Genomic DNA, 24,271 nt, shown 5'->3' with positions numbered 1-24,271 from the left:
GAGGCTTAAATGAAAAAACAACATAGGAAAGATCGAGGCCACGATGAAGTTATGGCGGAGGCGTTTGACTCTGATCCAGAATACGCTATCAAACTTGCTGAGGACGTTTTGCGTGATGGCGAACAAGGAGAGATTGAAATTCTGCGTCGGCAGACTCCAATAATTCCAGAAAAATATCAAGAGCAATGATTCTAGTATCGCTTTATCAATAGTTTATTCAAGGGGGAAACATGGCAGTTTCTGTGCACCATAGGGGTCGCAACGCATATCATTTCACATCGATACAGAATCTCGAATCAATAATTGATCACGGTATTTTTTCGACCAATCAGAAAATTGCTCGCGGCATTCTGCACGTTAACGTCGCTGAGGAAGGAATACAGAGGCGTCGGGCTGTTATGCAAGTACCTGGAGCCAACGGGCGGTGTGTTCATGATTATGTACCGTTCTATTTCGCAAAGAAAACGCCTATGCAGCAGGCGGTGCTCTATAAGAAGAACGTAGATCAGCAGTTCATCATTTACCTTTCCGTTTCGGTTTTGCTGATGGAGACACGAGCTGGGGCCTATTACACAAGCGCGTCTGCAAATACGGACGTTCCCCCAGCTTTCTTTTCTGGAAATCATCAGTCTGATCAGCTCGACCAACTAGATTGGCAAACTATCGATAACGGTCGGTGGGGATATGACGACGATGCTCAGAAGCACCGCAAAATGGCGGAGCTTTTGTTACCAGATCATGTCCCATTGTCTGAAATTAATCAGATAGTTACATTTAATCGCAGCGTATCTGACTGCGTTAGGCAAATTTTTCAGAACAAAGGGGTTGTTCCGCCGAGCATTGTTGAGGCGGGAGGGGAGCATTATTATCTAGAGCCTGGTAATTGGAATGCTTCTTTGGTTACAGGGCCTTTTTTCCTCAAGCGTTTTGTAGATGAGGCTGTTTCTCATGTGGCCTCATTTCAGCGTCAGGTGATGCCGAAATTCCAGACCTTAAGTGATGCCTTGCGTGCTATTCGCGCTAACTTCGCGGCCATCAGAGAGCTAGAAGATATCGATGGTCTCGGCGCGAACTACGGGCCACATCGCGAAGATGTTGGCGCTCATTCTCGACGTGTTGCGGGTCTGGTGCTGAACTCACCCGAATATATTCAGTTGGACCCTATCCATCGTGAAGTCTTGGAGCTTGCAGCTTATCTCCACGATATAGGCAAAGGGCCCAAAACACGCTGGCCCAATAGCTTTATGAATAAAGCTGATGGTGAACATCCCAAAAAATCCCTGCCTATGTTGAAAAGAATTTTGACTGAGGATTTGCCTATTCTGCCACCAGATATAGTCCGAAAAATTATAATGCTGGTGACTTATGATGACCTACTGGGTGAGATCGTTGCTAAAGGTCGGGACAAAAGTCAGTTGTTCGATATAATTACTTGTTCTGAAGATATCACTATGTTGGTGGCTTTGAGTAAGGCTGATATTGGTGCGTTAAGTCAAATTTGGTTGATACAGGTCTCTGCTGGAATCGATGCCCTCAGAGTTGAGGCTCTTAAAAAATTGCAAGGTAATATTTAATGATAAAGTTTGTTTCCGGAGATTTTTTTGATTTTGATGCGGATATCATGATCAATACAGTTAACTGTGTTGGTGTGATGGGGGCAGGTGTGGCGCTCGCATTTAAGAAAAGATTTCCTGAAATGTTTGATGACTATGCTGAGAAGTGTCGTTCGGGCATTATTCGCCCCGGCCTGCCTTCCGTTTGGTTGCAAAAGGATATGATCTCGAAAGACATCGAGATCATAAATTTTCCGACTAAAAATCATTGGAAGAATCCATCTGAGTATCATTATATTGATGATGGGTTGGAATGGCTTTCTAAGTATCTTGAAGATAAGAGTGGAAAAGTAGTAACTCTTCCGGCCCTAGGCTGTGGTCATGGTGGTTTGGACTGGGACAGGGTCCGATCCATGATTGCTGAGAAGCTAAAAAACTCTCCTGCGCATATATATGTTTTTGAGCCTTTCGATTCAGTGAAAGCGGGAAATGTCAAAGCTTCGGAGCCAGACTATGAGCAACTGCTTGGTTCGGTTGGGGCTGGGGTTGTTAAATATGCGTCGGACGCATACCCGGAAAAGTTGCGCATCTACACCAAGAAGGATGTGTATTACTATCCAAAACAGCAAAACAAATTTAGATACGATTTTTCAGTTGTGTGCAGCAGCAAGCCTGACTTAAGCGAGATAAATGCTATACGAAAGTTTGTTGATTTCTGCGTTCTCGAGAAGTGCAGTATTTTGTTGGGGGGGACAGCCTTTGAAAAAAAACTCGCGCTTGAACTTTCGACCCAAGGTCTAATTTGCGGCTGTGTTCTCCCATCCGGAATCTACGAGTCCATAAAAAAAGTATCGTCATCAACGCGAAAAGAAAAGCCTAATCTTCTCTCGATAGGTAATCCAGTAGTTGCCTTCGATAAGAAAGAATTTATGCCTTCTGTTTTTGCGAGGATGTATCTTTCTGAGAAGGTGGTGTTTTTCGCTAGCAAGCTTGCTTGGTTGGAAAAATATAAGAGTCAACTCAAACGGATATCTGTAGATGCGTATTACTGCGTTTCTGAAATCAGCTCACCAGAGGATATAAAGGCGGTATTAGACATTCGGGCAAAAGGATTTGACTTGGATATGCCCCTAACAAGCGTTTTCGCGGATGATATTCACAACTCTGATGCGGCTAAGGGGGGAGGGGCGAACTCTGCTTGATCTCAGCTTAGCCAAAGTCGAACATGGTTTCGGTCATGGTGCTTTATGGTCTCGCATCCATAAGGTTTTGATTTTTATCGGTTTTCTATAGATTAAAATAATTGAGTGAGAGTAAGATTTTTTCTTAATGTTTTGATTTTTAAAGATAAAATCTGATTCTAGGCTGATGTGCTCTGCATTGTTAATGGTCTTTCGCATGGCTCGAAAAAGCTAAGTCATAAGATGTATCTCGGTACCATGCTTGGTGGAGCGTTCTAGGCATGGTATTGGAGCAAGCTAAGTTCCAGGCAGGAGTTTGTGCCGGAGTTAGTGGCCGACTACTGCCTTTGGTATCCGGCAGCTAACGGCCATAAACGGACGTTCGCAAGCGGCCACATCCGACCAATTGCGGTCACTTACCGCCACTATCGTATGCAGTCCGCTATCGACATAAAAACGAACTACGGGTATATGCTCTCCAGCTACTTTTTTTAAAAAATGAATACGCTCATACGCCTACGATATCTGATTGCAAAACTCTATACTCCGACACGATTTAAGGAGGTGGAGGCGAGGACTGGCGAAAGCCATTAATACTGGGACCGCCTGCCTGTTTAATTTTGTCGTTAGCATACACAATGAATTCTGGACAGGCCGCTAAGCCGTGCCAAAGGCGGCTATCCCATGCGTTGCAGCCAAGCTTTCCTCTGGCGTCTGCGTACCGTCGCTCCAAAACAATGTCCAGCGCCCGCTGCGAAACCCCTCTAGGATAATATTGACGTAGTTCACCAATAAGCCCGCTTACTGTGCTGGATGCCTCGCCTTTAAACCTGTCAATTAGCCCAAGCCGCTCAAGATGTTGATGAGCAATTGCACCTGCTAGGCTTAGCTTGCCCTCACCTCCACCGTAATATTGGATAGAAAGCTTCCCATTGATGACAGTGACCTTGCAATGCAGCAAGGCGTCCTCATTATCTAAGGTGAAATAAGGGTGGCAGTAAATGAGCTTAGTCTTGTTGAAGTAATTTGACTTTCTCTGGTTGCAGCCATAGCAAATATATACTAAGTTTTCGTGATAAATTGAATACTCTGGAAAGTAATCTTTTGGCATGTAGTGATCCCATGTTTTGGGGTCGTTCAACATGCAATATGCACAACGCTGTACGTTAATTTCAGATTGTGATATTAGAGACTTCAGAATTCTATCCTTGTGAGCGGATAGAGCAGTAGTGCCGACCGAATAACAGGACTTAAGTACCTCCTTCGCTTCGATAGTCCAGACTTGTTCAGTGGGGGGCTTGAAGGCTTTTAAAGTTTTTGAGTAATTCTTGCACAAAGCAAGAACGCCAGCTTGCACCGCTTTCAGTTCTGCTCTTGTTTTCAAATGCTTATTGGCAATTATTGTCGGAAAATAATTTTCGACATCGAGACCATTTGCTGCCATCTGATATCTCATTCCGGCGCCGTCCTTACTTCCTGTAGCGATTCCAAGTAAATGTCTGCGCTCAAACTCAATTGATTACTGAAGATCGCGCGAACTGCTTCAATATCATGATTCGCCTCGGCATACATACGATCTAAAATCGACCTATAGTCGCGATCTGCCTCCGTGGAGGAGAAGACAAATTTGGTGAGTTCGGACAAGCTTTCTCCGAAAGTCTGAAAAGTCGGCTTCAGAACCATGGGTGTCATCCGATCCCGACGGAGTACATGAACACACTCCATAGGCAGCTGTTGAATCACCAAGGGAGAGTGCGTTGCAATAATTGCAAATGAATCTTGGCTTTCCAAAATTTCGCTGAGCGTATTGAGTAGGCCTGTTAATAATTGAGGGTGCAAATGCAACTCGGGCTCATCAAACAAGATCAATGTCCGACGATCGATTTTGGAAAGAATATGAAATACGCAGTTTAGAGCTAGACGCTGACCCGCGCTCAATCGCTCGTACATGCTTTCATTGTTTTCCGGTTCGTCAATGAAAGTCTCCAAATCATCAACCCGGACGAGATTTCCTAGAACCTTTTTAAGTAACTCTCTTTTTTCAATGGATAGACTGGCCAGGGTTGCCTTAATTTCCTCTAAGAGATCCTCTTTGTTTTTGAGCCGCCCTCTTGTACTTTGTAGGCCACAGTAACTATACTTAAATTTCTCTCCTTGCAACTGCGTAGGGCGTTCGAACTCATCAAATGCACTAAATGATACAGCTACCACGCTGTATATTGAGGGCACTGGATTAAGAATGTCATCACCTTGAAGCGCAGACCGCTTTTCTTTTATGGCTTGCTTTGAAAAACGACTCATCAACATAGCAAGCCTTGCCATTACTTGGGTTTTTCCGACACCATTCAGCCCAACAATAGACTGAATTCGTCTAGGGGCACCCAGCTTAGAGTAGAAGTCAAAGTAAAATTCATGAGGGGCGCTCGCTCCCTCCAGCAATATCTTGGCGGTAAATGCGCTTATTAGCTGCTGTTCCGCACCGAAGACAATGCCGGCCTCGTCGAGCAACTCGCGCGCCGTAAAGTCTCTAAGTAGGGATATCTGAAAACATGGTTGTTCTTGAAATCGAAGTTTTATATCAAGAAGAAATGACGCATCATTAAGCGTCTTTAATACATCATGCGCCAATTCCATGCCGAGTGTTGCGAGAGTATCGTAGTATTTTTTTTTGGAGCTAAGTGAACATATAGAATCCAAATGAATCTTGGAAATTAATGCACCGGGCGACAAATCTTGAAACGGCCTATTTTCAATACCTTCAGGCTGGCCATCCTTCATTATTTTCAGTTCATCAAGATGAACTTTATAGTCTTCGCTTACTCTTAACTCAACGTCAAACAACGTATAATAGGAATAATCATTCCAGCTGTCCCTTGCGAGTAATAAATGCGGATACGGAACGTCAGATGGCGCTCCAACAAAAAATCGACTGCAAATATAAATGTCCATCCTAAAGAAGCTAGCAGGATGAACGCATTAAGTCTAGATAGGATTCAGCTTGGCCGTCGATGCTTGGAAGCCACTTTCAATAGTCGCAGATGACCAGCTCAGTTCATAGCTCAATCCCCTTAAGCTGGTCTAGGCTGACAGTCACTACTCCCCGATTGCTGTCGCTCACGAAATGGCAGCTTCTAGCCGATTTCGGCCCTTCGCGACAGGCTGCGATCAGCCAAGAGCAGGCATTCAAGTGAGCATCGAAAATCAGTGGGTGGCTACACCAACACTGGTGCAGCGTGGCGAAATACCCCGCAGCGAAGCTGGGGCTTCAGATTGCCCTACCGATTAGGCTTGGCATTCTTACCAAGAGGGATGAGTTTCTAGGCCAGAGGCTTTTTCTTTCTGATAGAACTGTCGCCGTATTTAGTGATGGCTGACGCCAAGAAATTCAGGCCGGCATCGAGGCGCTCCTCTCGCGCGAGCTTATCCATACCAGGAAACGCTGAGCGCGATTTTTTGACCAGGACAGTTTCAGCGCCGATCTTGTCCGGATAGCTTGCCAGATACCATACCTGGAAAGCCTGCATAGCTGTGGTTAACGGACCACCCAGTTCACCGCATTCCAGCGTGGCGATGAAAATTATGTGATCGTTCTCTTCCTCGTCAAAGTTGAGATGCGCATTTGGATCACGGTCGGCGTGTTTCAGAAAATTCTGAACACTGTTTATTGCCGCCAAGGCTTCCTTCCTTGACAGGCCGGAGCTCTCAACCAAATGTGATCGCCAAGATCCATCTGGCTGCTTATGTTCAACAAGGTCTGCGAGCAAGCCATGAGAGGCAGCCACTAGTGTTCGCACTGCCAATGGATCATGGTCGGCAAAAAATAAGCTAATTGCTTCATTTAACTGCCGAGAAGCTGCTTCGAATTTAGTGCAGGTGACTTGCATAGAAACTAACCTGTGGATGAGTATTCAGCCTGCACCGATGGGTGCGTTGCAAACAGGGCAGTGGCGAAACCGGGTGTTTACTCGGGTGGTTGATGATTTCTTACGCTTCGAGTCCCAACATGCTGGACAGTAGAGGATGTTGTCTCCCTCAAATTGATAGCACCCCCATTTTCTTCCTACAGGCTTTTCGTCAGAGGGCTGGGACGTCTTCTTTAACAGAGCATTCTCTTCCTGTAGCGCTGCGATACGCTCCTTAAGAGCAGCGGCCTCTAGTTTGAGTTCGGCAAGCTCACCGGATAGGTCTGCAAGTAAATTTTTGAACTCGGCGTCGTCGATGTTCTTGGAGATCTCACGTAGCCGTTTTGCTAACGTTATTGATGTGCTTATGGTCGTAATGATATCCATGAGCTTCCCTGATGCAATATCGTTTGGAGTAAACGCGCCGGAGCGCGGAAATACTTTAAGAAGCATAGCTCTTGGGCATCTGGTTCGCTATTTTTTTTGCAAGGTAGCGTACGTCGTACGTTGACGGGAAATATTTCGTTTATTACCAGACTTATCTAGATCAACCAAAAACAAACCATCAAAACGATGACGCGGCAGCACACTATAGTAATTCGGCTTAGTCAATCAGTCCCTCGATCGCCAGTTCTTTTATGGTATCGCCGCCCGATCTGCGCTTTGAAGGGACGAATCGCGCTCTCGGTATCTCCGATGATATGCACCATGGCTTGGGCAGCAACTTTGAAATTGAGCTCCAAGACAGTATCCTCATCAACCTTATTCTTGCCTGGAGTGAACCGATTAGAATCGCAGATGACGTAGGCTATCCGTGGAGAGATCGGGTAGTAGAAGTCGGCATGCTTAGGCGCGGCGAATACAGTTTCTGATACACATGAGTGCACATTGACAACAGGATGGTCTGACGTGATGAATCGCGATTTGGTGTCATTTATCAACAATGCGTGTGTAGCGTTATTGCGATCTGCGTACAGGCTTAACCCAAGATTCATCCCGAACATGTAACTTAGAAACCACCATGCATGCGCCATCGCGTCAGCCACTTCAATCTCAAGTTCGGTGCGCCGAGGTAGAATTTGAATCGCACCATCTCGGAAGGTTTTGGTGCGGGATATCTGGTGTCCGAAAAACGCCATGAACTCCACCATATTTTGTTGATTCTGCAATACATCGAGCTGCTCATCGGCCAGCGCAGCCAACACTGGGAGCGCCGCTTTTTCGTGGGACGCGTGTAGATTTTCGAGCAAATTACACTTAATTGCATGGAGATGACGCTCGACTTCCGGTTTCTCGGAGCCAGACCTACGGTAGATCGTTTCAGCGTGTTGCATCATCAGGAAGTCATTTAGGTACGACATGTGCTGTTGTTGAAGACGTTTGGGGCTTTGTTTGGAAAAGCCTTTGATCACTTCGACATGTTTGTTGGTAAGCGTTGTAGCCTTGTAAAAGTAGTCGTCAGCAGCTACGGCTCGTACGCTGTCGAGAGCAATCTTCCCTGTCTTCGTGGTGTAGAAAACATTCTTCGTCCCGTTACCCCAGCGTGTAAGATATTTCGCCCAGATGTAATGGTGCCGCTTCTTGGCTTCAAGGTCTTTAAGCGACATGGCATTCGATCCATTGTTTGTTAGCTCGCAAGCTCTCAATCTACGAGGCTCTAGTCAAGTCGGAGTCTTTACCTGCTTGTTGGTGAATGCTCGTCAGTGAACTTCAGATCAAAGGCCGCTTCGAGTCGGAAGCGGTCAGTTATGACCGGCTGCGGTCGACCCATTGCAGACGGTCGCAAATACCTATTTTCAAAACAGCTTATGGAAGGCTTTACGCACCACACTCCGTATCAAGTCGAATTATCAGTTGTTCATAGACGCTATGAATTAATACTGGCAGATCATTCTCAAAATAATAACCCATAAAGCCTCGCGCGATGGTGTGAGACAAGCCAATTTTCTTTTGAGTCGGTGACAAATTTGGTGTTCCCGGACGATATTTGAATGAGTCGAGATTGTCAGGATCGGAATTTTCGGCCTGAGTTTCTTGTTTTACATCCAACAAATCCCAGCCTGTATTTATCTCTTCAAGTAGGGTTCTGCTATAGGAAATGAAGGTCAGCATATTCCTAGCAAGAAACGGATCATCCAGATTGGCGAAATCAATTGTCGACAACTGTTCAATATTTTTTTCAAACAATGACATACTTCTTCGTATGTCTGAAGCTTTCCAACTATAATCAGACCAATTGCTCTTGTTGCTTCCAAATCTAGGCGGAAATAATACCGCTGAATCATATTTGTCAAGTCCACCCTTGGCGTGGTCACGAACATAAACTAGGTAGGAGTACGTTTCCTCAATCAAACTTTTCAGGTTAGAGCGCGCGCGCACATGCTCTTCCACCTGTCTAGCGCGTTGAGCTTTGATGCTCATACGATGAGTACCGACCGCAATGAGTGCGGCAGCAATGATAGCCTCCACACTCCCAATTGCCTGAATCCAAGCTGTCCAGTCTTTCTTTTCTGCCCAAACAAAAATCGCAATTACTGGCGCTATAAATGAGCAAGCGATGATAAAGCGAAGCGCAAAGGCATCAACTATTGCTACGTCATTCGCTATTTTATTGGCAGCTAATTTTGCTATATTTTTAGAGGACATTATTTCCCAGGCCCAGCAACCATTGTTTATTTTCCTAAAATCAGACTGGCACGCTACCGTAGCTTCGGAATTTTGATCCACTTCTCGATGCTCAGCGTGCAGAATTTCATATGAGATCGAAAGGTATCATTTTGACACCATCCATGAAAGAAATCTCGTCTTTTGGTGGCACAGATGCTCCTGAATTGCCCAAGCCTATAGGGGAAGTTGATTAGGGGCATAAGCCATCGCACGAGAGTGACCGGTTTTGGTCTAGCCCTGCCTGTCACGCCCGGCGCCACTCGCCCCCCCTTACACCAGGTTAGCACCTGAAAAAGTCGGCTAGGAGTGGGCACTAGACAAGCCAATGACACAATAGTAGCTTCCTAATCATAACTATCCAGCGATATGTTGCAAGCTACATGTTACTATAATAATTTTTTTGCACTCTGTGACTTGTTGTATACTTACAATCTGGATAGATTCAGAATCATTTAGCTCACGGCTATAAGGTCTATTGATGGAAAATAGTAAAATTAAAGGGCTGCTTTCTGTTGAAGTAAAAGCGCCTCCAATAGTGGCAGGCACTATTGCAACAGTGAGTTTGATTGTCAGAAATCCTTTCTCTGAAAAGGTCATAATTGAGTCTATTCAAGCACCTTCGTCAGCGCCATTACTACCTTCTAAATCAGTGCGGGTGGAGAGTTCGGCTGGGGAAGGCAATGCAGAGCGGGGTTGGATTCATCGCTTGCTTACTGGGTTTTCAAACTTCCGCGTAACAGAAATTAGTTTCGGATCGCTTACCGCTGAGTTTCCTGCTCCAAGAGGAAGTAATTTCCATATAAATATGGAGCCAAAATCAAAGCTAACTGTAAAGACCCCGTTTAAGCCTAACGACAACGTTCATATCAATCATGCAGAAGGCGCGGAGGTCGTGTTCGACAACCCCGTTGTAGAGAAGGGGGCCAGTATTGGTGCGGACAGAGAAATTCCGCCCTACCAAGAGGATTTGGCCTCGTTCGAGCTTCAGACAGCTCACTGGCTATTTGTAAAGCCAAAGGTGCTTGATCTATATGCGCTGATAAAGTTTCGGGTCGGTGATGAGCCCCGAAGCCAAGTTGTCCCCGTGACGGTATCCGTCCAGCCGCCAGTTAAATCAATTGTTCTTGGCGCAGTATCGGGCGGCATACTAGGATGGCTTGCACGGCAATTGAATAATGGTATTCTTTCACCGGAATTTTCGATCGCAGCTTCTATTGTGAGCGCATTGGGAATAATTGTGATGGCCATGATTCTTGCCATTGTGTTATCTCGTCAAGAGTCGTCAAAAGGTTTTGTGACTCTTGAAGATTTTTACGGTGCGTTTGTGGTAGGGGCGATCCTCGGGTATGCGGGCACCCAATACTTTGAGACATCCCTAAAAGCCGTGGCCGGAAATTGATGCAGTGACTGATCAAGTGCCTTTGTGACTGCTTTTGGCCGATTGCTGCCTATCGTGAGGGGCTGCAATCGGCCAAGAACGGGCGTTTAGAGCAGAGAAATAAATCTGTTCTCTTTTCCCAATGGACATCACCGCGGCGTACGCAGGGCTATCGCGTGGTGCGCGCAACGCTCTCTACAAAGGCACCTGAGCACTTGGCGCCGCGCAATGAGGTGAAGCATGGACTTCGCGTACGCTAACGTTATGCCTGAACCAATGCATTAAAGAACCACTCGTAGGGTGCCCGTGGGTTGTATTGGGGAAAATACACAACTATCACGGTTAAAGTTACAAGCAGCAGCACCACCAACAGCGCGGTAAGTAGCTTTACCGACGTCGAAAGAGGTGGATTGGGCGGGCCGTATTTATTAATCGCTTTACGCCCCGGAAGCATGAAGAGCGGAAGCGTTATCACAAAGCCGATAACAGGGACTACGCTGAGAATTCCCCATATCGGACTCCAGCCTAGATCACGTGCCCTGCGTACCAGTAGAGACACGTTGAGCAGCATGGCAGGAACGACAACGGTGACACCGACTATCAGCAAAACCACCAGTTGATGGCGCAACCCCACCATAAAGAACGTCAGCAAAATGCACGGAAGAACCAGCACCAAGGGCACATGAATCAGCCAGAACCGCGCTAGAGAAATACGCCCGGAAAAATCCAAAATCTTGGGGTTTGAAAACGTGACAACCTCGTCGTCAATCAGTTGGGCGTCGCCCGGTCGGTATGGGTTTTCGATTTCGCTGCTGATGCTGCCGAAAACGGGTTCTATCCGGGCCATTTAGTGCTATTCCCTTATGTTTGATGGTGCTATTCACGTCACAACGTTTACGCCTCATATCTAATCGAAGGCCGGCATCAAACTCAAGAGAAAAGACGCTATCGTGTGAGGGGGGGGCTGTGTGCACCACAGCATGTGTGGGTCTGTCGCAGGGTGCGCGCAGTGCACCTTACTGAAGCCGCTAGTAAAAAGGCGGGTCATGTCCCTACTCTGAACGACGGCTTCTGGGCCGAAAGCTGCCCGTTGTAAAGGACAGCTGACGACCCAAAACACCCACCTGCAGATCCCCCCAGGCCCTTCACGCTTAGACCTGATCCATCGCCTCCGTCACCCACCGATCCTCCCCCAGGAACCCGCCACTCTGATGGTGCCACAGCCGCGCATAGATGCCGTTCTTGGCGAGCAATTGTGCGTGGGTACCCTGTTCAATGATCCGCCCGTCATCCATGACAATCAGTCGATCCATCGCCGCAATCGTCGACAGCCGATGAGCAATGGCGATGACCGTTTTCCCCTGCATCATTTCATCGAGGCTTTCCTGGATGGCCACTTCGACTTCCGAGTCCAGCGCGCTGGTCGCCTCGTCAAGGAGCAGGATTGGCGCGTTCTTGAGCATCACTCGGGCAATCGCGATGCGCTGGCGCTGGCCGCCCGACAGCTTGATGCCGCGCTCGCCCACCAAGGTGTCGTAGCCGGAGTGACCTTGGCGGTCGCTCAGTTGGCTGATGAACTCATCGGCCTGGGCATTGGCCGCCGCGCGGCGGATTTGTGCGTCAGTTGCATCGGGTCGGCCGTAGGCGATGTTGTCACGAATGGAGCGGTGCAGCAGGGACGTATCCTGGGTGACCATGCCGATGGCGCTGCGCAGGCTGTCTTGTGTCACGCGGGATATGTCTTGCCCGTCGATGCGGATCTGCCCGCTGTCGACATCATAAAAGCGCAGCAGCAAGTTGATGAGCGTGGATTTGCCGGCGCCGGAGCGGCCCACCAGGCCGATTTTCTCGCCCGGGCGGATGTCCAGGCTCAGGCCATCGAGCACCTGGCGTTCACCGTTGTAGTTGAAGCTCACGTTGTCGAAGGTGACCGCGCCGCCGGAGGTCACCAGTACCCCCGCGTCCGGCGCGTCCTGCACCTTGGGGCCGCGGGTCAGGGTTGCCATGCCATCCTGCACGGTGCCGATGCTCTCGAACAGCGAGGTCATTTGCCACATGATCCAGTGCGACATGCCATTGATGCGCAACGCCATGGCGGTGATGGCCGCCACCGCGCCGGCGCCGACGTCGCCCTGGTGCCACAACCAAAGCGCATAGCCGCCAGCGGCCATGATCAGCCCCACCACCAACGCTTGGTTGACGATCTCGAACTGGCTGACCAGGCGCATCTGGCGAAAGCCGGTCTGCTTGAAATCCTCCATGGCCGCGCGCGCGAAGTGCGCTTCACGGTTGGAATGGGAGAACAGTTTCACGGTGGTGATGTTGGTGTAGGCGTCCGAGATCCGTCCGGTCATCGACGAGCGGGCATTGGCCTGTTCCTGTCCGACTTTGCCCAGGCGGGGCACGAAGTAGAGCATGGCCAGCCCGAACAGCACGATCCAGGCCACGAAGGGCAGCATCAGTTTCAGGGCGAAGCCGCCGGCCAAGGCGATAATCGCGATGAAATATACGCCGATTCCCGGGGCGATCTCGATCAGGGTGAACAGCACGTCGCGCACGGCCAGGGCCGTCTGCATCACCTTGGTGGTGACCCGGCCGGAAAACTCATCGGAAAAAAACGAAAGGCTTTGCCGCAGCATCAGGCGGTGGAAGTCCCAACGCAGCCGCAACGGCAAGTTGATCGCCAATATCTGGTGCTGCACCATCGTACGCAGCGCCACCAGCCCGACGCTGGCCACCATGACGATACCCATGCCCCACAGCACGCGACTTTCCTGCGCTGCCGCGTCACCCCCGGCTTGCCAGGTCGAGAGCAGGTCCACGACTTGGCCGAGGAACGAAAACAGCCAGGCTTCGTAGATCGACACGCCGGCGCTGAGCAGCGCAAACGCCAGGATGTAACCGCGGGCGCCCCGGGTGCAGGCCCAAAGGAACCGAGCCAGGCCGTTGGGCGGCGGGGGGACTTCGTCGGGTGGGAAGGGGTTGAGTCTTTGTTCAAATACGCGAAGCATGGTGGTCTCCGAAACGATCAATGACGGAGATTCTGCCATTTAAAGACTGCTTTGAGGGTTATGTGAAGTGGTGGGTATGGCTCTCTTGGCATGTCGCCCAGGATGTTGGGGCCAGGGAAGGGGCTAATCAGCGTATTGACATATCGAAAAATCTCGATATTCTCGGGGCATGGAATTGATCGAAATATTCAAAGCGCTCTCGAACCCTACACGCCTGGAAATCTTGAAAGGCTTGAAGGATCCCGCAAAGAACTTCCCTCCGCAGGATGAAGGTGACGTTCTCACGGTGGGCGTCTGCGTCAGCAGTATTCAAGAAGGTATCGGACTGTCGCAGTCAACGGTGTCCGGTTACCTTGCAACGCTGCAACGAGTGGGCTTGGTCGAAGTCCGGCGTATCGGTCAGTGGACCTACTACAAGCGCAATGAAGCAACCATCAGCGCGCTTGCCGAGGTCATAGGGAAAGAATTGTAGTTTTTTTTACCGTAACATATCGAGATATCTCGATATTCCTTTTTATAGATGTGAGGAATTACGATGAAAGCAATGGTACTTAAATCATTCGGCGGCTCGGGATCGTTCGAACTGCGCGACGTGCCCAAGCCTGTACCGCGCACCGGACAAGTCTTGGTCCGAGTGCACGCAACCTCTATCAATCCGTTGGATTACCAGGTTCGTCGCGGCGACTATCCCGACTTGGTGCAGCTGCCGGCCATAACCGGACACGATGTATCGGGCGTTGTCGAAGAGGTTGGGCCGGGAGTGACCGCCTTCGCTCCAGGGGACGAAGTCTGGTACACCCCGCAAATATTTGACGGGCCAGGCAGTTATGCCGAGTACCACGTTGCCGCCGAAAGCATCATCGGGAAGAAGCCAGCCTCGCTGAGCCATCTCGAGGCGGCAAGCCTGAGCCTGGTTGGCGGGACGGTGTGGGAAGCATTGATCGTGCGTGCGGCGCTCAGGGTGGGGGAAAGCATTCTGATCCACGGCGGCGCGGGGGGCGTCGGGCATGTGGCGATCCAGGTGGCCAAAGCCATGGGCGCAAGGGTGTTCACGACCGTGCGTGAGGCAAACGCCGGGTTCGTGCGAAGCCTGGGAGCCGATGTGGTCATCGACTATGAAAAGGAGGACTACGTCGACGCCATCATGGGGGAAACGGGTGGTCGCGGAGTGGATGTGGTGTTCGACACCATCGGCGGCAATACCTTGTCGCGCAGCCCCGACGCGCTGGCACAGCTTGGCCGCGTTGTCTCGATCGTGGACATTGCGCAGCCACAAAATCTTGTCCAGGCCTGGGGCAAGAATGCGAGTTACCACTTCGTTTTCACCAGGCAGAACCGCGGCAAGCTCGATGACTTGAGCGCATTGGTCGCGCGAGGTCAGCTGCGGCCACACGTTGGCGCCGTCTATTCGCTTGCCGACATTGGGCTGGCCCATGCCCGGCTGGAGAGCCCCAACAACGGTGTTCAAGGAAAAATCGCGATAGCGGTCGAGCCTTCGCTGATCCCGTAATTGCGTACGTTTAACCGTTCAAGCCATTTTCGAGGAATACCATGATTTATGAGATCGCTCTGCTCCCCGTTCACAAAGAACGCATTGAAACGTTCAGGCGTGCATTTGCCGAGGTCGCTCCTTTGCTCACCCGGGCAAAGGGTTACGGCGGTCACTTGCTGGCGCAAGGGATCGAGACCCCCGAGCAATTCAACCTGATCGTGCGATGGCAGTCACTTGAGGATCACACGCCGGGTTTCGAAGCGAGTGAAGACCATCGGGTGTTCATGATGGGCCTAGAGGAATATTTTTCGGAGGAACCGAGGGTCTACCACATCGAGGGGGCCGCCTCCTGTTCACCGTTTCTGACCGAGCAGTGGCCGAATTGACCACCCTCAGGGATTGGAACTCATCCGGCCCTGGATCGCCGTGCGCAGACAACCCCAGGCGATGAATCCGAGGATCAACACCTCCGCCATGCCCACCAGCATGTGGAATGAAAAGGTCAGCGGTTGTTCGGCCCAGTAGAACGTTGTCATGCCGGTTCGACCGCCGCCGACGCGCAGCCGCCCGCTAAATAGCGCAGGGACCAAGGTGATGACGTGACTCAGCTCCAGGACGGCCAGGAAAACACCCAGTAGAAAGAGCAGGGCGCGTGCGGGCGTGCCGAGTTTTTCAGTGGGCTCGTGGGCAGGCGTGAGTTCCTGGGTTCTGCGCTGCCTGGCTTCCCTCACCGCCTTGCCGCTGGTTGGGGCTGGAGCAGGTCTGTAGGCTGGCTTCACAGCCGCCGTCGAACCCGCGACCACTTCAGTAGGCACTGCCACGTTCAAATAGTCGGCCAGCTCACGCAGCCACACATCGGTGGGTTTACTGCCCGGCACTACCGGAACGTTATCGGTGGTCAGGCGGTGCTCGGTGCCATCGCGCATCACCAGCCACAGCTGGGTGTAGGCGGGCTCGGCCTCTTGGCGGCGGCGAAGTTCGAGGCATTTGGGGGTGTCGATTCTAAAGACCGAATGCACACGCTCGCGGCGTCCAAAAAAGTTTCGGGTGCGGCGCTTGCCTTCACCCTCGCGTCGCGATAACAGCAAGGTCTCGCGGACGCCGGTGTACACCATCAAGAGGAGGCCGAGGGCAGGGATCAGCAGCAGTCCCAGCACAATCAGCAATGCGAACAATGGATCGACGTCAGTCTGAGGGAGGCCTCCGTCAGCGATCACAAACACGGCGAACGCCACCGGTGCAATGAAGGCAAGCGCGCCTGTCAGCAGCACGAATGCGCTTTGTACGAGGTTACGGGAGTGGATGTGCAGGTCATCCTGCGCGGTGCGCTCGAACCGATGTCCAATCAACATGCAGAACTCCTGGTGCGTCGCCTTCAGAACGATCAAAGGGTCGTGACAAGCAGTGGCACGCCGCAGGCCTGGATCGTGTTTAACACCGCGCAGAATACCTCATGCCCAGACGTACCCACTGACTTCAATGCGTAGCGGGAACGTTCTGTCTTGGCATGAAAAATCGTGCAAACAGCTCGGATTGGGACTTGATATTCAGTTTTGCGTAAATATTGCGGCGGTGCACCTTTATGGTTTCCGCCGAGAGGGAAAGCTTTCCGGCTATTTCTTTGTTGGAGAAGCCGCTGAGTAATAAACGCAGGACATCACTTTCACGTGCTGTTATCTGCGTGCCCAGCTGGTTGACCGTTTCTGGCCATAGAGGCGGCTCAGCCAGCGTTTTCTCCACGTCAATTTCAAACCCCATGCGCTGATGCATCAATGCAGTCACCCACGGTTTGATAATGTCGAGCAAGGTTATTTGTTCTTGGCTGAAACGGGCTTTGCTGCCAATAGATAGGCACAACGTTCTGTCGGGGTCGAGCTGGACATTGTATTGTGCTTCGTCCATGGAAATGTATTGGGCGAAATACTTGTGGTAATACTCGGTTTCAAGGAAGTATTCCGGTGCAATATCCAGTAAGTGGAAGAAACCGCTCTGTGGGTTTTCCCGATTGGCTATATAAAATGGATCCAGTAAATAAAGACCTTTCACGTAGCGATGAATGAAAGCGTCAACTTCTTCCGCATCGGCCACTTCGGGAAGACTGACGACCTGTACCTGTTGGTTGCTGAAAATCAATACCACCCAATTATCGATCTGCACGTATTCATTTAATGTGCGAACCAGTGAACTCCAGAACTCTGGACGGTTCAGTTGCATGATCAGCTTCCCGATCGATCGATGCCAGGCCAGGCTGTGAAGGTCAAACGGCATTTTCTACCCCTTTAGGGTTAGGGCGTCGCAGGTCAAAGGTAAGTATTCGTAGGTATTTACTATTCGGTGGCAGCCGGTATATTCGCTGCCAGGTTTACGATAGCCATGAGGGCATGTCGTCTTGACAAGGATGTTGCATGAGAAAGTCACATTTGCGAACCCTTTTTTCGGCCTCGCTTCTCTGTGTCGGGATAAGCACATCCGTGGCGGCTGTAGAGCCTGGGATGTATCTCTATAACTGGTTCGGGTTGCTGGCGCCTGAGACGCCAAAGGAGTTTGAACAGGAAACTGGCACGCGCGTGCACATGGATGCGTTCGACAGCGCTGAGATCATGCAGAGCAAGGTCATGGCCGGGCGCACCGGGTATGACGTGGTGGTGGCGACCTCCAATGTGTTGCCAGGCCTGATCCAGGCGGGCGTCCTTCAGCCTTTGGATCGTGATCAGCTGAGTAACTTTTCACATATTGACCCTGACATCCTCGCTCAGCTCGCAGTCAATGATCCAGGTAACCGCTACGCCGTGCCTTATTTGTGGGGCACCACTGGCATTGGTTATGACGTGGACAAAGTCAAAGCGGCATTGGGCAATGATGCGCCGGTCAATAGCTGGGATCTGATCTTCAAAGAAGAAAACATCAGCAAACTCCAATCGTGTGGAGTGGCAATGCTCGACTCTCCCAGTGAGATCATCTCGATTGCCTTGAATTACCTTGGACTCCCTAGCAACAGCAAGAACCCGGATGATTACCAGAAAGCCCAAGCCTTGCTGTTGAAAATCCGCCCCTACGTCCTTTATTTCGATTCGTCCAGAATCGACGCCGACCTGGCAGACGGCAATATCTGTGCTGTTGTGGGGTGGGCCAATGGTGCCCTGGCGGCACAGGCCATCAACGAAAAGGCTAACACCGGACGCAAGATTTCCTACAGTCTTCCTCGCGAAGGCGCGCTGTCCTGGTCGGAGAATCTGGTGCTGCTGAAAGATGCGCCCCATCCCAAGGAAGGCATGGCGTTCATCAATTATATGTTGCGACCAGAAATTATCGCCAAGACCTCAAATCACACGCTGTACCCTAACGCAAACAAAGATGCCGCTGAGTTTGTCGAGCAGAAGTTGCGAGACAACCCTTGGATCTATCCCGACAAAAAGACGGTCGCGACACTTATTCCCCTTGAGCCACTGCCATTGAAACTGGAGCGAATCCGCACGCGGATATGGACCAAAGTGAAGAGTGGTGTGTGACCTGACTTGATTGTCGCCTGTTGCTCGTTGCGTGCCTTGGTTATAGGCGGGCGTCGGACGAGCAGCAGGTTTAAAAAGAGAACAGCGGATGTTCAACCCAGCCAATCAAACGCACTTCAGTTTGACCATCGACGGTTTTTCCCAGGACTTTCAAGTGCTCGCCTTCACGGGAGAAGAGGCGCTCAGCAGGCCTTACCTGTTCAGCGTGGATTTTGTTAGCGAACGGTCTGACCTGGCGCTTGAAGGCCTCTTCGACCGAGAGGCTTTCCTGACCTTGGACGCGAAGGGCAACGGCATTCATGGACGGGTCTATCACATCGTTCATAGCGCTCATGGTCAGCACTTGATGCGCTACAGCCTGGCCCTCGTCCCGCAGTTGTCCTACTTGCGTCACCGCATCAACCGAAGGATCTATCAACAGTTCTCGGTACCGAAAATCGTGGCCTTGATATTGGAAGAACACGGTGTTGTGGGCGACGCTTATCGGTTTCATCTGGGGGCGACCTACCCAGACCGTGAATACTGTACTCAGTACAACGAAACGGACTTGCACTTTGTTCAGCGCTTGTGTGAAGAGGAGGGTATTCACTTTCACTTCCAACACAGTGCTCAAGGCCATGTGCTGGTCTTTGGTGACGATCAGGCGGTTTTCCCCAGGATTGGACAGCCCACTGCTTATGGGCAAGCGCGCGACAGGGTGGCCAACGAGCCACTGATCAAGCGCATCAACCTGCGTCTGGGACAGCTCCCCCGTCGTATCTCGCACCAACCGCTGGACATTGAAACGGATGACAGGCTGGAGCGTTTCACCGGTCATGAGCACGGAAAACAGATACGTCTTCGGACCATGGAACGCCGCCACGCGGCTTATCGACAAGCCGAAGGGCAGAGCGACCAGACTCGGTTGGTCAGCGGTCAAGTACTGGACATCTCAGGCCATCCGCGCCAGGAGTGGAATGCCCCATGGCTACTGACCCAGGTCGTCCACGAAGGCCGGCAACCACAGGTAATGAGTGAGCACGTCGCCAGTGGCAACACGGGGAACGAAGATGACTTCCGCCAAGGGTACCGCAACCGCTTTATCGTGCTGCCATGGAATGTGTCCTATCGTCCGCCGTTGGCTCACAAGAAACCGCAGGTACTACGCAAGCAGACCGCTGTAGTCATCGCCCTGGAGGACGAAGAAATCCAGGGTGATCGGCGCTTCGCAAGGATCAAGGTCGAGTTTCCCTGGGACCGTGAAGATCGATTTGACGACAAGAGTCGTTGTTGGCTGAAGAGGGCGTCCGATTGGAGTTGTGAGATGGGGCCGCCCCGGACGGGCATGGAAGTCGTGGTTACATTTCTTGAGAACGATCCTGATCAGCCGGTGATCAGTGGTTGTTTGTGTTGTCGTTAAGGACATCCAAACAACTATGCCTTGAGCCGTTGCGGACAATCCAGGCCAGGGGCCCGATGATGTCCGCACGCAGCCTGATTTACGCCATTCAGGTCAACCGGTATTGCGTTTCAGGAAACCCTCGATAACAGTTGCGAAATAAGGCGGGCACTCCTGCATCGGGTAATGACCGCAGTTCGGGATAACGTGCAGTTCTGCGTTCGGATGCCACGCCAGAAAGGTTCGGGCCATAGCCGCGGTATCAAGTCCGGGGTCCTTGTCGCCGACAATAATCAAATACGGTGTTTCAAGGCCTTGAATGTCATCGACGAAATTTGCTGTGACCATCATTTCGAGGTACCTCGCCCGGCAGGCAGGTGAGACTGTGTCGCGGCTTTGTTGGACCTTGAGATCAACCCATCCATCGCAAAGACCTCCGGTCACGAATTTGAACAGCCGCCGAAGGGCCTCGTCGTCTTCTGCCGTGCTGGCAAAGAACGTCAGCGCTTCTGGGCTCAACCGATTGCCAGCGGCAGAAACGGGGCACACCGCTATCGCGCTTGCGACGCGAGACGGGGCATCCGCAGCGATACGTTGCGTGATCATCCCGGTCATCGAGTGGCCGACTACGTGGAAGCGCGTCCAACCGAACTGGTCGGCGAGCATAAGGCAATCGGAGGAAATCTCCTCCACTGTAAATTCGCCAGCCAATTCAATGGATTGTCCGTAGCCACGCAAATCAACGAAAACATAGGTAAACGCGCGACCGTCAAGACAGGGCATGACGGCATCGTAGCTGGAGTGGTCGCCCAGCCAGTCATGCATGACCAGTACGTGAATGGGGCCATTGCCGTACCGCACATACCCTAAGGTGGTGTCAGCTCCGAAGCTGATTTCAACGGATGCTTTCATTTCATGGTTCCTTTGTGGTTGGGGGAACCAAAACGAAAACGCCCTCCCGGCGAACCGGGAGGGCGTTTTGAAAGAGAGGCAACCCTATCAATCTCTTGAGTCAGGTTCAATAGGCGAGCCAACCCATCGCAGCAAGCCCGCAATAACCCGTCTAGACTCCATGCGCACTCATTCACTCTCAACCCAGCGCAGGTCGCCGAAGCCTCTTGCCCTGAAGGAGTCCGTCATGCGCTATCGCATTTTCGGCAATACCGGCCTGCGGGTCTCTTCCCTCGCGCTGGGCACTGGCAACTTTGGTAAAGGCTGGGGCTACGGGGCCGACTTGGACGAGGCCCGTAGAATCTACGACGGTTACCGGGAAGCAGGGGGCAATTTCATCGATACGGCCGATCAATATCAATTTGGCCAATCGGAATCCATGCTCGGCGATTTCATGGCGACCGAGCGCGATGAAGTCGTGTTGGCGACCAAATTTTCGCTGGGTGATTCACCTGGTGCCGGCGTCCTGCGCTCCGGCAACAGCCGCAAAGCCATGCGCAGCTCGGTGGAGGCCAGCCTCAAGCGCCTCAAGACGGATCACATTGATCTTTTGTGGGTGCACATGCCCGATGGCGTAACGCCTATCGACGAAATTGTGCGGGGGCTGGATGACCTGATCCGCGCTGGCAAAGTGCTCTATAGCGGACTGTCGAACTTCCCGGCTTGGCGTGTCGCAACGGCCGCCACCCTGGCGGAGCTTCGGGGTTGGTCGGCGATATCGGCGGTGCAATTGGAGCACAGCCTGGTGGAGCGCTCGGCCGAACGCGAACTCCTGCCGATGGCCGCTGCCTTCAATCTGGGAACCGTCGGATGGTCACCGCTCGGCGGTGGTTTGCTGACCGGTAAATACCGCAAAGGGGAAACCGGTCGTGCGCAGGGTTTGGGGGCGGTGATCCACGATGAGGACAGCGAGCGCAAGACCTCGACGGTGGACGCGGTGTTAGCGATCGCCGAAGAGACCGGCCACACGCCGGGCCAGATCGCAATCGCCTGGGTGCTGGCCAAGGGAACACTCCCGATCATCGGTCCACGCACGCCGGAGCAGATGGCCGATAACCTGGCGTCAGTCGAAGTTCAGCTGACGGCGGATCAACTGGCACAGCTGGACGCTGCCAGCGCCATGCCCCTTGGATTCCCACACGATAAGGTGGCTGCTTCAGCACCTTCGCTTGCCGGCGGCAAGGCAGACCTCATTGATGCAATGAACCGGGCCGTTCGATGAATCGAGTTTCCAGGCAGTCCGCCCATTGAATCAATCCGATGGCCGAAAGCGTCGTGCAAAGCGGTGTGGACATGGTGGGCATCGGAACGGCGTTGGCCATCGATCCTTATCTGCCGCATGACTGGCTGCTGGGCAAAGACAACGCCACGCAACTGCCGCCCATTACTTGGAAAAACAAGACCCTTGCGGCCTTGGCGAACATGGCGGTCGTGAAGTTTCAATTGCACAAACTGAGTCGGGCCAAAAAGCCCGATCCGAGGGTGTCGCCGTTGCGCGCGCTGATCCTGCAACAGCTCACCCTGGCATTTCGCACCCGCCAGTATCGGCTTTGGGTGGAGAAGCGTTCGCCCAGAAGCGGACACTAAGCGCCACGTATTTGCCTAAGGCCTATCGCCTGAGTAGAATGCGATTAATTATCAATCATGTACTTGCCGGGATTCCGATGCGCAGCGATGAAACACTAGGTACTGCAGATCTAGGGCTGCTCTATCGAACCCACCACTCGTGGTTATACGGCTGGCTAATCCGACGCATTGGATGTCGCGATAACGCAGCAGATTTGGCGCAGGACACCTTCGTACGCCTGCTCAAGTCCCGTCAGTCCAGCCCCTTGCGTGAACCACGCGCCTATTTGAGCAGTATCGCCCGCGGACTGATGATTGATCAGTATCGTCGTCGCGAACTCGAACGTGCCTACTTGGAAAGCATCATGTTGCTGCCTCAACACGAGGTGCCCTCGGAAGAAAGCCGACTGATGATTCTTGATGCGCTCGAGCGCATAGATCGCATGCTCGGTATGCTTAAACCGAGAGTTCGCCAGGCATTTTTATTTGCCCGACTCGACGGCCTGACGTGCGCGCAAATAGCCGAAAAGCTGGGCGTTTCCCGCGCGACGGTGGAACGCGACCTGGCCACGGCCCTGCAACACTGCTATCGCTTGCGTTATGTCGAGTCGTGAGCCGCAGACGCTGGATCCGGCCATTGTCGAGCAGGCGATCCAATGGCTGGTGCGCCTTCGCTTCAATCAAGCCGATGAACAGACACAGCGCACTTTTGAGCATTGGCTCCAGCAGCGCCCGGAGCATGTGTTGGCGTGGCAGCGTGTGGAAACGCTTGGGGATGAATTCGTCGGCGTGCCCGCTCAACTGGCGCGACAAACCCTTAATGGCACCCATCATGGAATGCGGCGGCGCGAAAGCCTGAAGCTACTGGGCCTATTGGCGACTGTCAGCACGGCAGCCTGGCTCGGCCGGGACTACACACCCGTACCCGCGATGCTTGCGCAGCAACGCAGCAGCACCGGCGAGCAACGACGCTTCCAACTCGATGATGGCAGCCTTATCCAGCTCAATAGTGATAGTGCCGTCGACAGCGATTTCGACGCCCAGCGACGCCTGATCATCCTGCGACGGGGTGAAATCATCGTGAATGTCGGTGCGGATCAACACTCGCCTCGAGCGCGACCGTTCTGGGTGCAATCCCGTGACGGGATCATGCGCGCCCAGAGCTCCCGCTTTCTGGCACGCGAGCTGGACGATGGCACTCTGGTCGCGGCTCAGGAAGGATCAGTCACGGTTTTCCCCGGCTCCAGTCAAACGCCTGCGAGCCGCAGCGTCCAGGCAGGCAATCAGCTGCTGTTCACATCAAGTGGCGCCCGAACGTTCAAAGGCAATGGCCTTGATCTATGGAGCTGGGGTGACGGGGTGATCAGTGCACGCAATATGCGCCTCAATGATTTCATCGTGGAGCTGTCGCGTTATCGCCCCGGGGTACTGCGCTGCGCCGAAGAGGTCGCTGATCGTCGCGTTTCCGGCACCTTCCAGCTCGCCGACAACGATCAGGTCCTGGCATTGATCGCGCAATCACTGCGCTTGCACATTGATTATCGGACCCGCTATTGGGTGACCGTGACCGCTGCCACCTGAGCCCATCGGAACTTTGCGCCACCTGAAAAAGAATGAGGTGCTTTCTCATTCTCGTTCGACCTCTAAGGAAGGCCGGAATACAGGCCAGTCTGCCGATGTCCT

At 52.1% G+C, this 24,271-nt stretch carries 23 protein-coding genes and 1 pseudogene; 13 read left to right on the top strand and 11 right to left on the bottom strand.

Annotated elements, in window-relative coordinates; genetic code table 11:
* Window positions 1-9: 9 nt before the first annotated feature.
* The 3 genes from HU767_RS05095 to HU767_RS05085 are packed head-to-tail and all read left to right on the top strand — an operon-like array spanning window position 10 to window position 2,755.
* Window positions 10-189, top strand: a complete 180-nt coding sequence (locus HU767_RS05095; RefSeq protein ID WP_186728693.1) for a hypothetical protein — start codon at window positions 10-12, stop codon at window positions 187-189.
* A 41-nt stretch (window positions 190-230) separates the two neighbouring features.
* A complete protein-coding gene (locus HU767_RS05090) occupies window positions 231-1,574 on the top strand; it encodes a DarT ssDNA thymidine ADP-ribosyltransferase family protein (RefSeq protein WP_186728692.1) in 1,344 nt (447 codons plus the stop codon).
* Window positions 1,574-2,755: a macro domain-containing protein gene (locus tag HU767_RS05085; protein WP_186728691.1), complete on the top strand. Its 1,182-nt coding sequence runs from the start codon at window positions 1,574-1,576 to the stop codon at window positions 2,753-2,755. The genes HU767_RS05090 and HU767_RS05085 overlap by 1 nt, the downstream gene beginning before the upstream one ends.
* Before the next feature lie 535 nt (window positions 2,756-3,290).
* Here HU767_RS05085 and HU767_RS05080 read toward each other — a convergent pair.
* The 6 genes from HU767_RS05080 to HU767_RS05055 form a co-directional block, all read right to left on the bottom strand.
* Complete coding sequence (locus tag HU767_RS05080; RefSeq protein WP_186728690.1) at window positions 3,291-4,190, bottom strand: hypothetical protein; 900 nt, start codon at window positions 4,188-4,190, stop codon at window positions 3,291-3,293.
* Window positions 4,187-5,683, bottom strand: coding sequence for an AAA family ATPase (locus HU767_RS05075; protein WP_186728689.1), 1,497 nt, complete (start codon window positions 5,681-5,683; stop codon window positions 4,187-4,189). The genes HU767_RS05080 and HU767_RS05075 overlap by 4 nt, the downstream gene beginning before the upstream one ends.
* A gap of 368 nt (window positions 5,684-6,051) precedes the next feature.
* Window positions 6,052-6,618, bottom strand: a complete 567-nt coding sequence (locus HU767_RS05070) for a hypothetical protein (protein ID WP_186728688.1) — start codon at window positions 6,616-6,618, stop codon at window positions 6,052-6,054.
* Between the two features lie 24 nt (window positions 6,619-6,642).
* Window positions 6,643-7,023, bottom strand: a complete 381-nt coding sequence (locus tag HU767_RS05065) for a hypothetical protein (RefSeq protein WP_186728687.1) — start codon at window positions 7,021-7,023, stop codon at window positions 6,643-6,645.
* Between the two features lie 221 nt (window positions 7,024-7,244).
* The gene (locus tag HU767_RS05060; protein ID WP_186728686.1) at window positions 7,245-8,243 is read right to left on the bottom strand and encodes a DUF4238 domain-containing protein; all 999 of its coding nucleotides are present in this window, start codon (window positions 8,241-8,243) and stop codon (window positions 7,245-7,247) included.
* Between the two features lie 211 nt (window positions 8,244-8,454).
* Window positions 8,455-9,363, bottom strand: coding sequence for a hypothetical protein (locus HU767_RS05055; protein ID WP_186728685.1), 909 nt, complete (start codon window positions 9,361-9,363; stop codon window positions 8,455-8,457).
* 418 nt (window positions 9,364-9,781) lie between these two features.
* On the opposite strand from HU767_RS05055, the gene HU767_RS05050 reads away from it, so the two are divergent.
* A complete protein-coding gene (locus HU767_RS05050; protein WP_186728684.1) occupies window positions 9,782-10,702 on the top strand; it encodes a hypothetical protein in 921 nt (306 codons plus the stop codon).
* A 241-nt stretch (window positions 10,703-10,943) separates the two neighbouring features.
* Here the strand turns inward: HU767_RS05050 and HU767_RS05045 are convergent, their stop codons facing one another.
* On the bottom strand, window positions 10,944-11,528 hold the full coding sequence (locus HU767_RS05045) for a DUF805 domain-containing protein (protein WP_186728683.1): 585 nt from the start codon (window positions 11,526-11,528) through the stop codon (window positions 10,944-10,946).
* A 304-nt stretch (window positions 11,529-11,832) separates the two neighbouring features.
* Window positions 11,833-13,692 carry an ABC transporter ATP-binding protein gene (locus tag HU767_RS05040; RefSeq protein ID WP_186728682.1) on the bottom strand — a complete coding sequence of 620 codons (1,860 nt, stop codon included), beginning with the start codon at window positions 13,690-13,692 and terminating at the stop codon, window positions 11,833-11,835.
* Between the two features lie 169 nt (window positions 13,693-13,861).
* On the opposite strand from HU767_RS05040, the gene HU767_RS05035 reads away from it, so the two are divergent.
* From HU767_RS05035 to HU767_RS05025, 3 genes are all read left to right on the top strand, one after another.
* The gene (locus tag HU767_RS05035; protein ID WP_122565734.1) at window positions 13,862-14,164 is read left to right on the top strand and encodes a metalloregulator ArsR/SmtB family transcription factor; all 303 of its coding nucleotides are present in this window, start codon (window positions 13,862-13,864) and stop codon (window positions 14,162-14,164) included.
* A gap of 63 nt (window positions 14,165-14,227) precedes the next feature.
* Window positions 14,228-15,202: a zinc-dependent alcohol dehydrogenase family protein gene (locus HU767_RS05030; protein ID WP_186728681.1), complete on the top strand. Its 975-nt coding sequence runs from the start codon at window positions 14,228-14,230 to the stop codon at window positions 15,200-15,202.
* A 41-nt stretch (window positions 15,203-15,243) separates the two neighbouring features.
* Window positions 15,244-15,570, top strand: coding sequence for an antibiotic biosynthesis monooxygenase (locus tag HU767_RS05025; protein ID WP_186728680.1), 327 nt, complete (start codon window positions 15,244-15,246; stop codon window positions 15,568-15,570).
* A 6-nt stretch (window positions 15,571-15,576) separates the two neighbouring features.
* Here HU767_RS05025 and HU767_RS05020 read toward each other — a convergent pair whose 3' ends face one another.
* Window positions 15,577-16,536: a hypothetical protein gene (locus HU767_RS05020; protein ID WP_186728679.1), complete on the bottom strand. Its 960-nt coding sequence runs from the start codon at window positions 16,534-16,536 to the stop codon at window positions 15,577-15,579.
* A 124-nt stretch (window positions 16,537-16,660) separates the two neighbouring features.
* A complete protein-coding gene (locus HU767_RS05015; RefSeq protein WP_186728678.1) occupies window positions 16,661-17,452 on the bottom strand; it encodes a helix-turn-helix transcriptional regulator in 792 nt (263 codons plus the stop codon).
* Window positions 17,453-17,589: 137 nt separating this feature from the next.
* Here HU767_RS05015 and HU767_RS05010 point away from each other — a divergent pair, with 137 nt between their 5' ends.
* Entirely contained in the window at window positions 17,590-18,693 is a 1,104-nt protein-coding gene (locus HU767_RS05010; RefSeq protein WP_186704787.1) for a polyamine ABC transporter substrate-binding protein, read from the top strand.
* An 88-nt stretch (window positions 18,694-18,781) separates the two neighbouring features.
* Complete coding sequence (gene tssI, locus HU767_RS05005) at window positions 18,782-20,092, top strand: type VI secretion system tip protein TssI/VgrG (RefSeq protein ID WP_186728677.1); 1,311 nt, start codon at window positions 18,782-18,784, stop codon at window positions 20,090-20,092.
* Window positions 20,093-20,185: 93 nt separating this feature from the next.
* Here tssI and HU767_RS05000 read toward each other — a convergent pair whose 3' ends face one another.
* Entirely contained in the window at window positions 20,186-20,983 is a 798-nt protein-coding gene (locus tag HU767_RS05000) for an alpha/beta hydrolase (protein WP_186728676.1), read from the bottom strand.
* A 226-nt stretch (window positions 20,984-21,209) separates the two neighbouring features.
* Between HU767_RS05000 and HU767_RS04995 the strand changes: the two genes are divergently transcribed.
* From HU767_RS04995 to HU767_RS04980, 4 genes and pseudogenes are all read left to right on the top strand, one after another.
* Complete coding sequence (locus tag HU767_RS04995) at window positions 21,210-22,244, top strand: aldo/keto reductase (RefSeq protein ID WP_186704790.1); 1,035 nt, start codon at window positions 21,210-21,212, stop codon at window positions 22,242-22,244.
* Between the two features lie 35 nt (window positions 22,245-22,279).
* Window positions 22,280-22,609: pseudogene (locus tag HU767_RS04990) on the top strand (2,4-dienoyl-CoA reductase); the annotation flags it as partial.
* Window positions 22,610-22,686: 77 nt separating this feature from the next.
* Entirely contained in the window at window positions 22,687-23,202 is a 516-nt protein-coding gene (locus HU767_RS04985) for a sigma-70 family RNA polymerase sigma factor (RefSeq protein ID WP_186728729.1), read from the top strand.
* Entirely contained in the window at window positions 23,189-24,169 is a 981-nt protein-coding gene (locus tag HU767_RS04980) for a FecR domain-containing protein (protein WP_186728675.1), read from the top strand. The genes HU767_RS04985 and HU767_RS04980 overlap by 14 nt, the downstream gene beginning before the upstream one ends.
* Window positions 24,170-24,271: the final 102 nt, after the last annotated feature.

The sequence above is a fragment of the Pseudomonas sp. SWRI179 genome, assembly GCF_014268705.1.
Taxonomy (GTDB): domain Bacteria; phylum Pseudomonadota; class Gammaproteobacteria; order Pseudomonadales; family Pseudomonadaceae; genus Aquipseudomonas; species Aquipseudomonas zanjanensis.
Note: the sequence above shows the minus strand (reverse complement) of the source record. Positions and strands in the feature narration are given on the sequence as shown.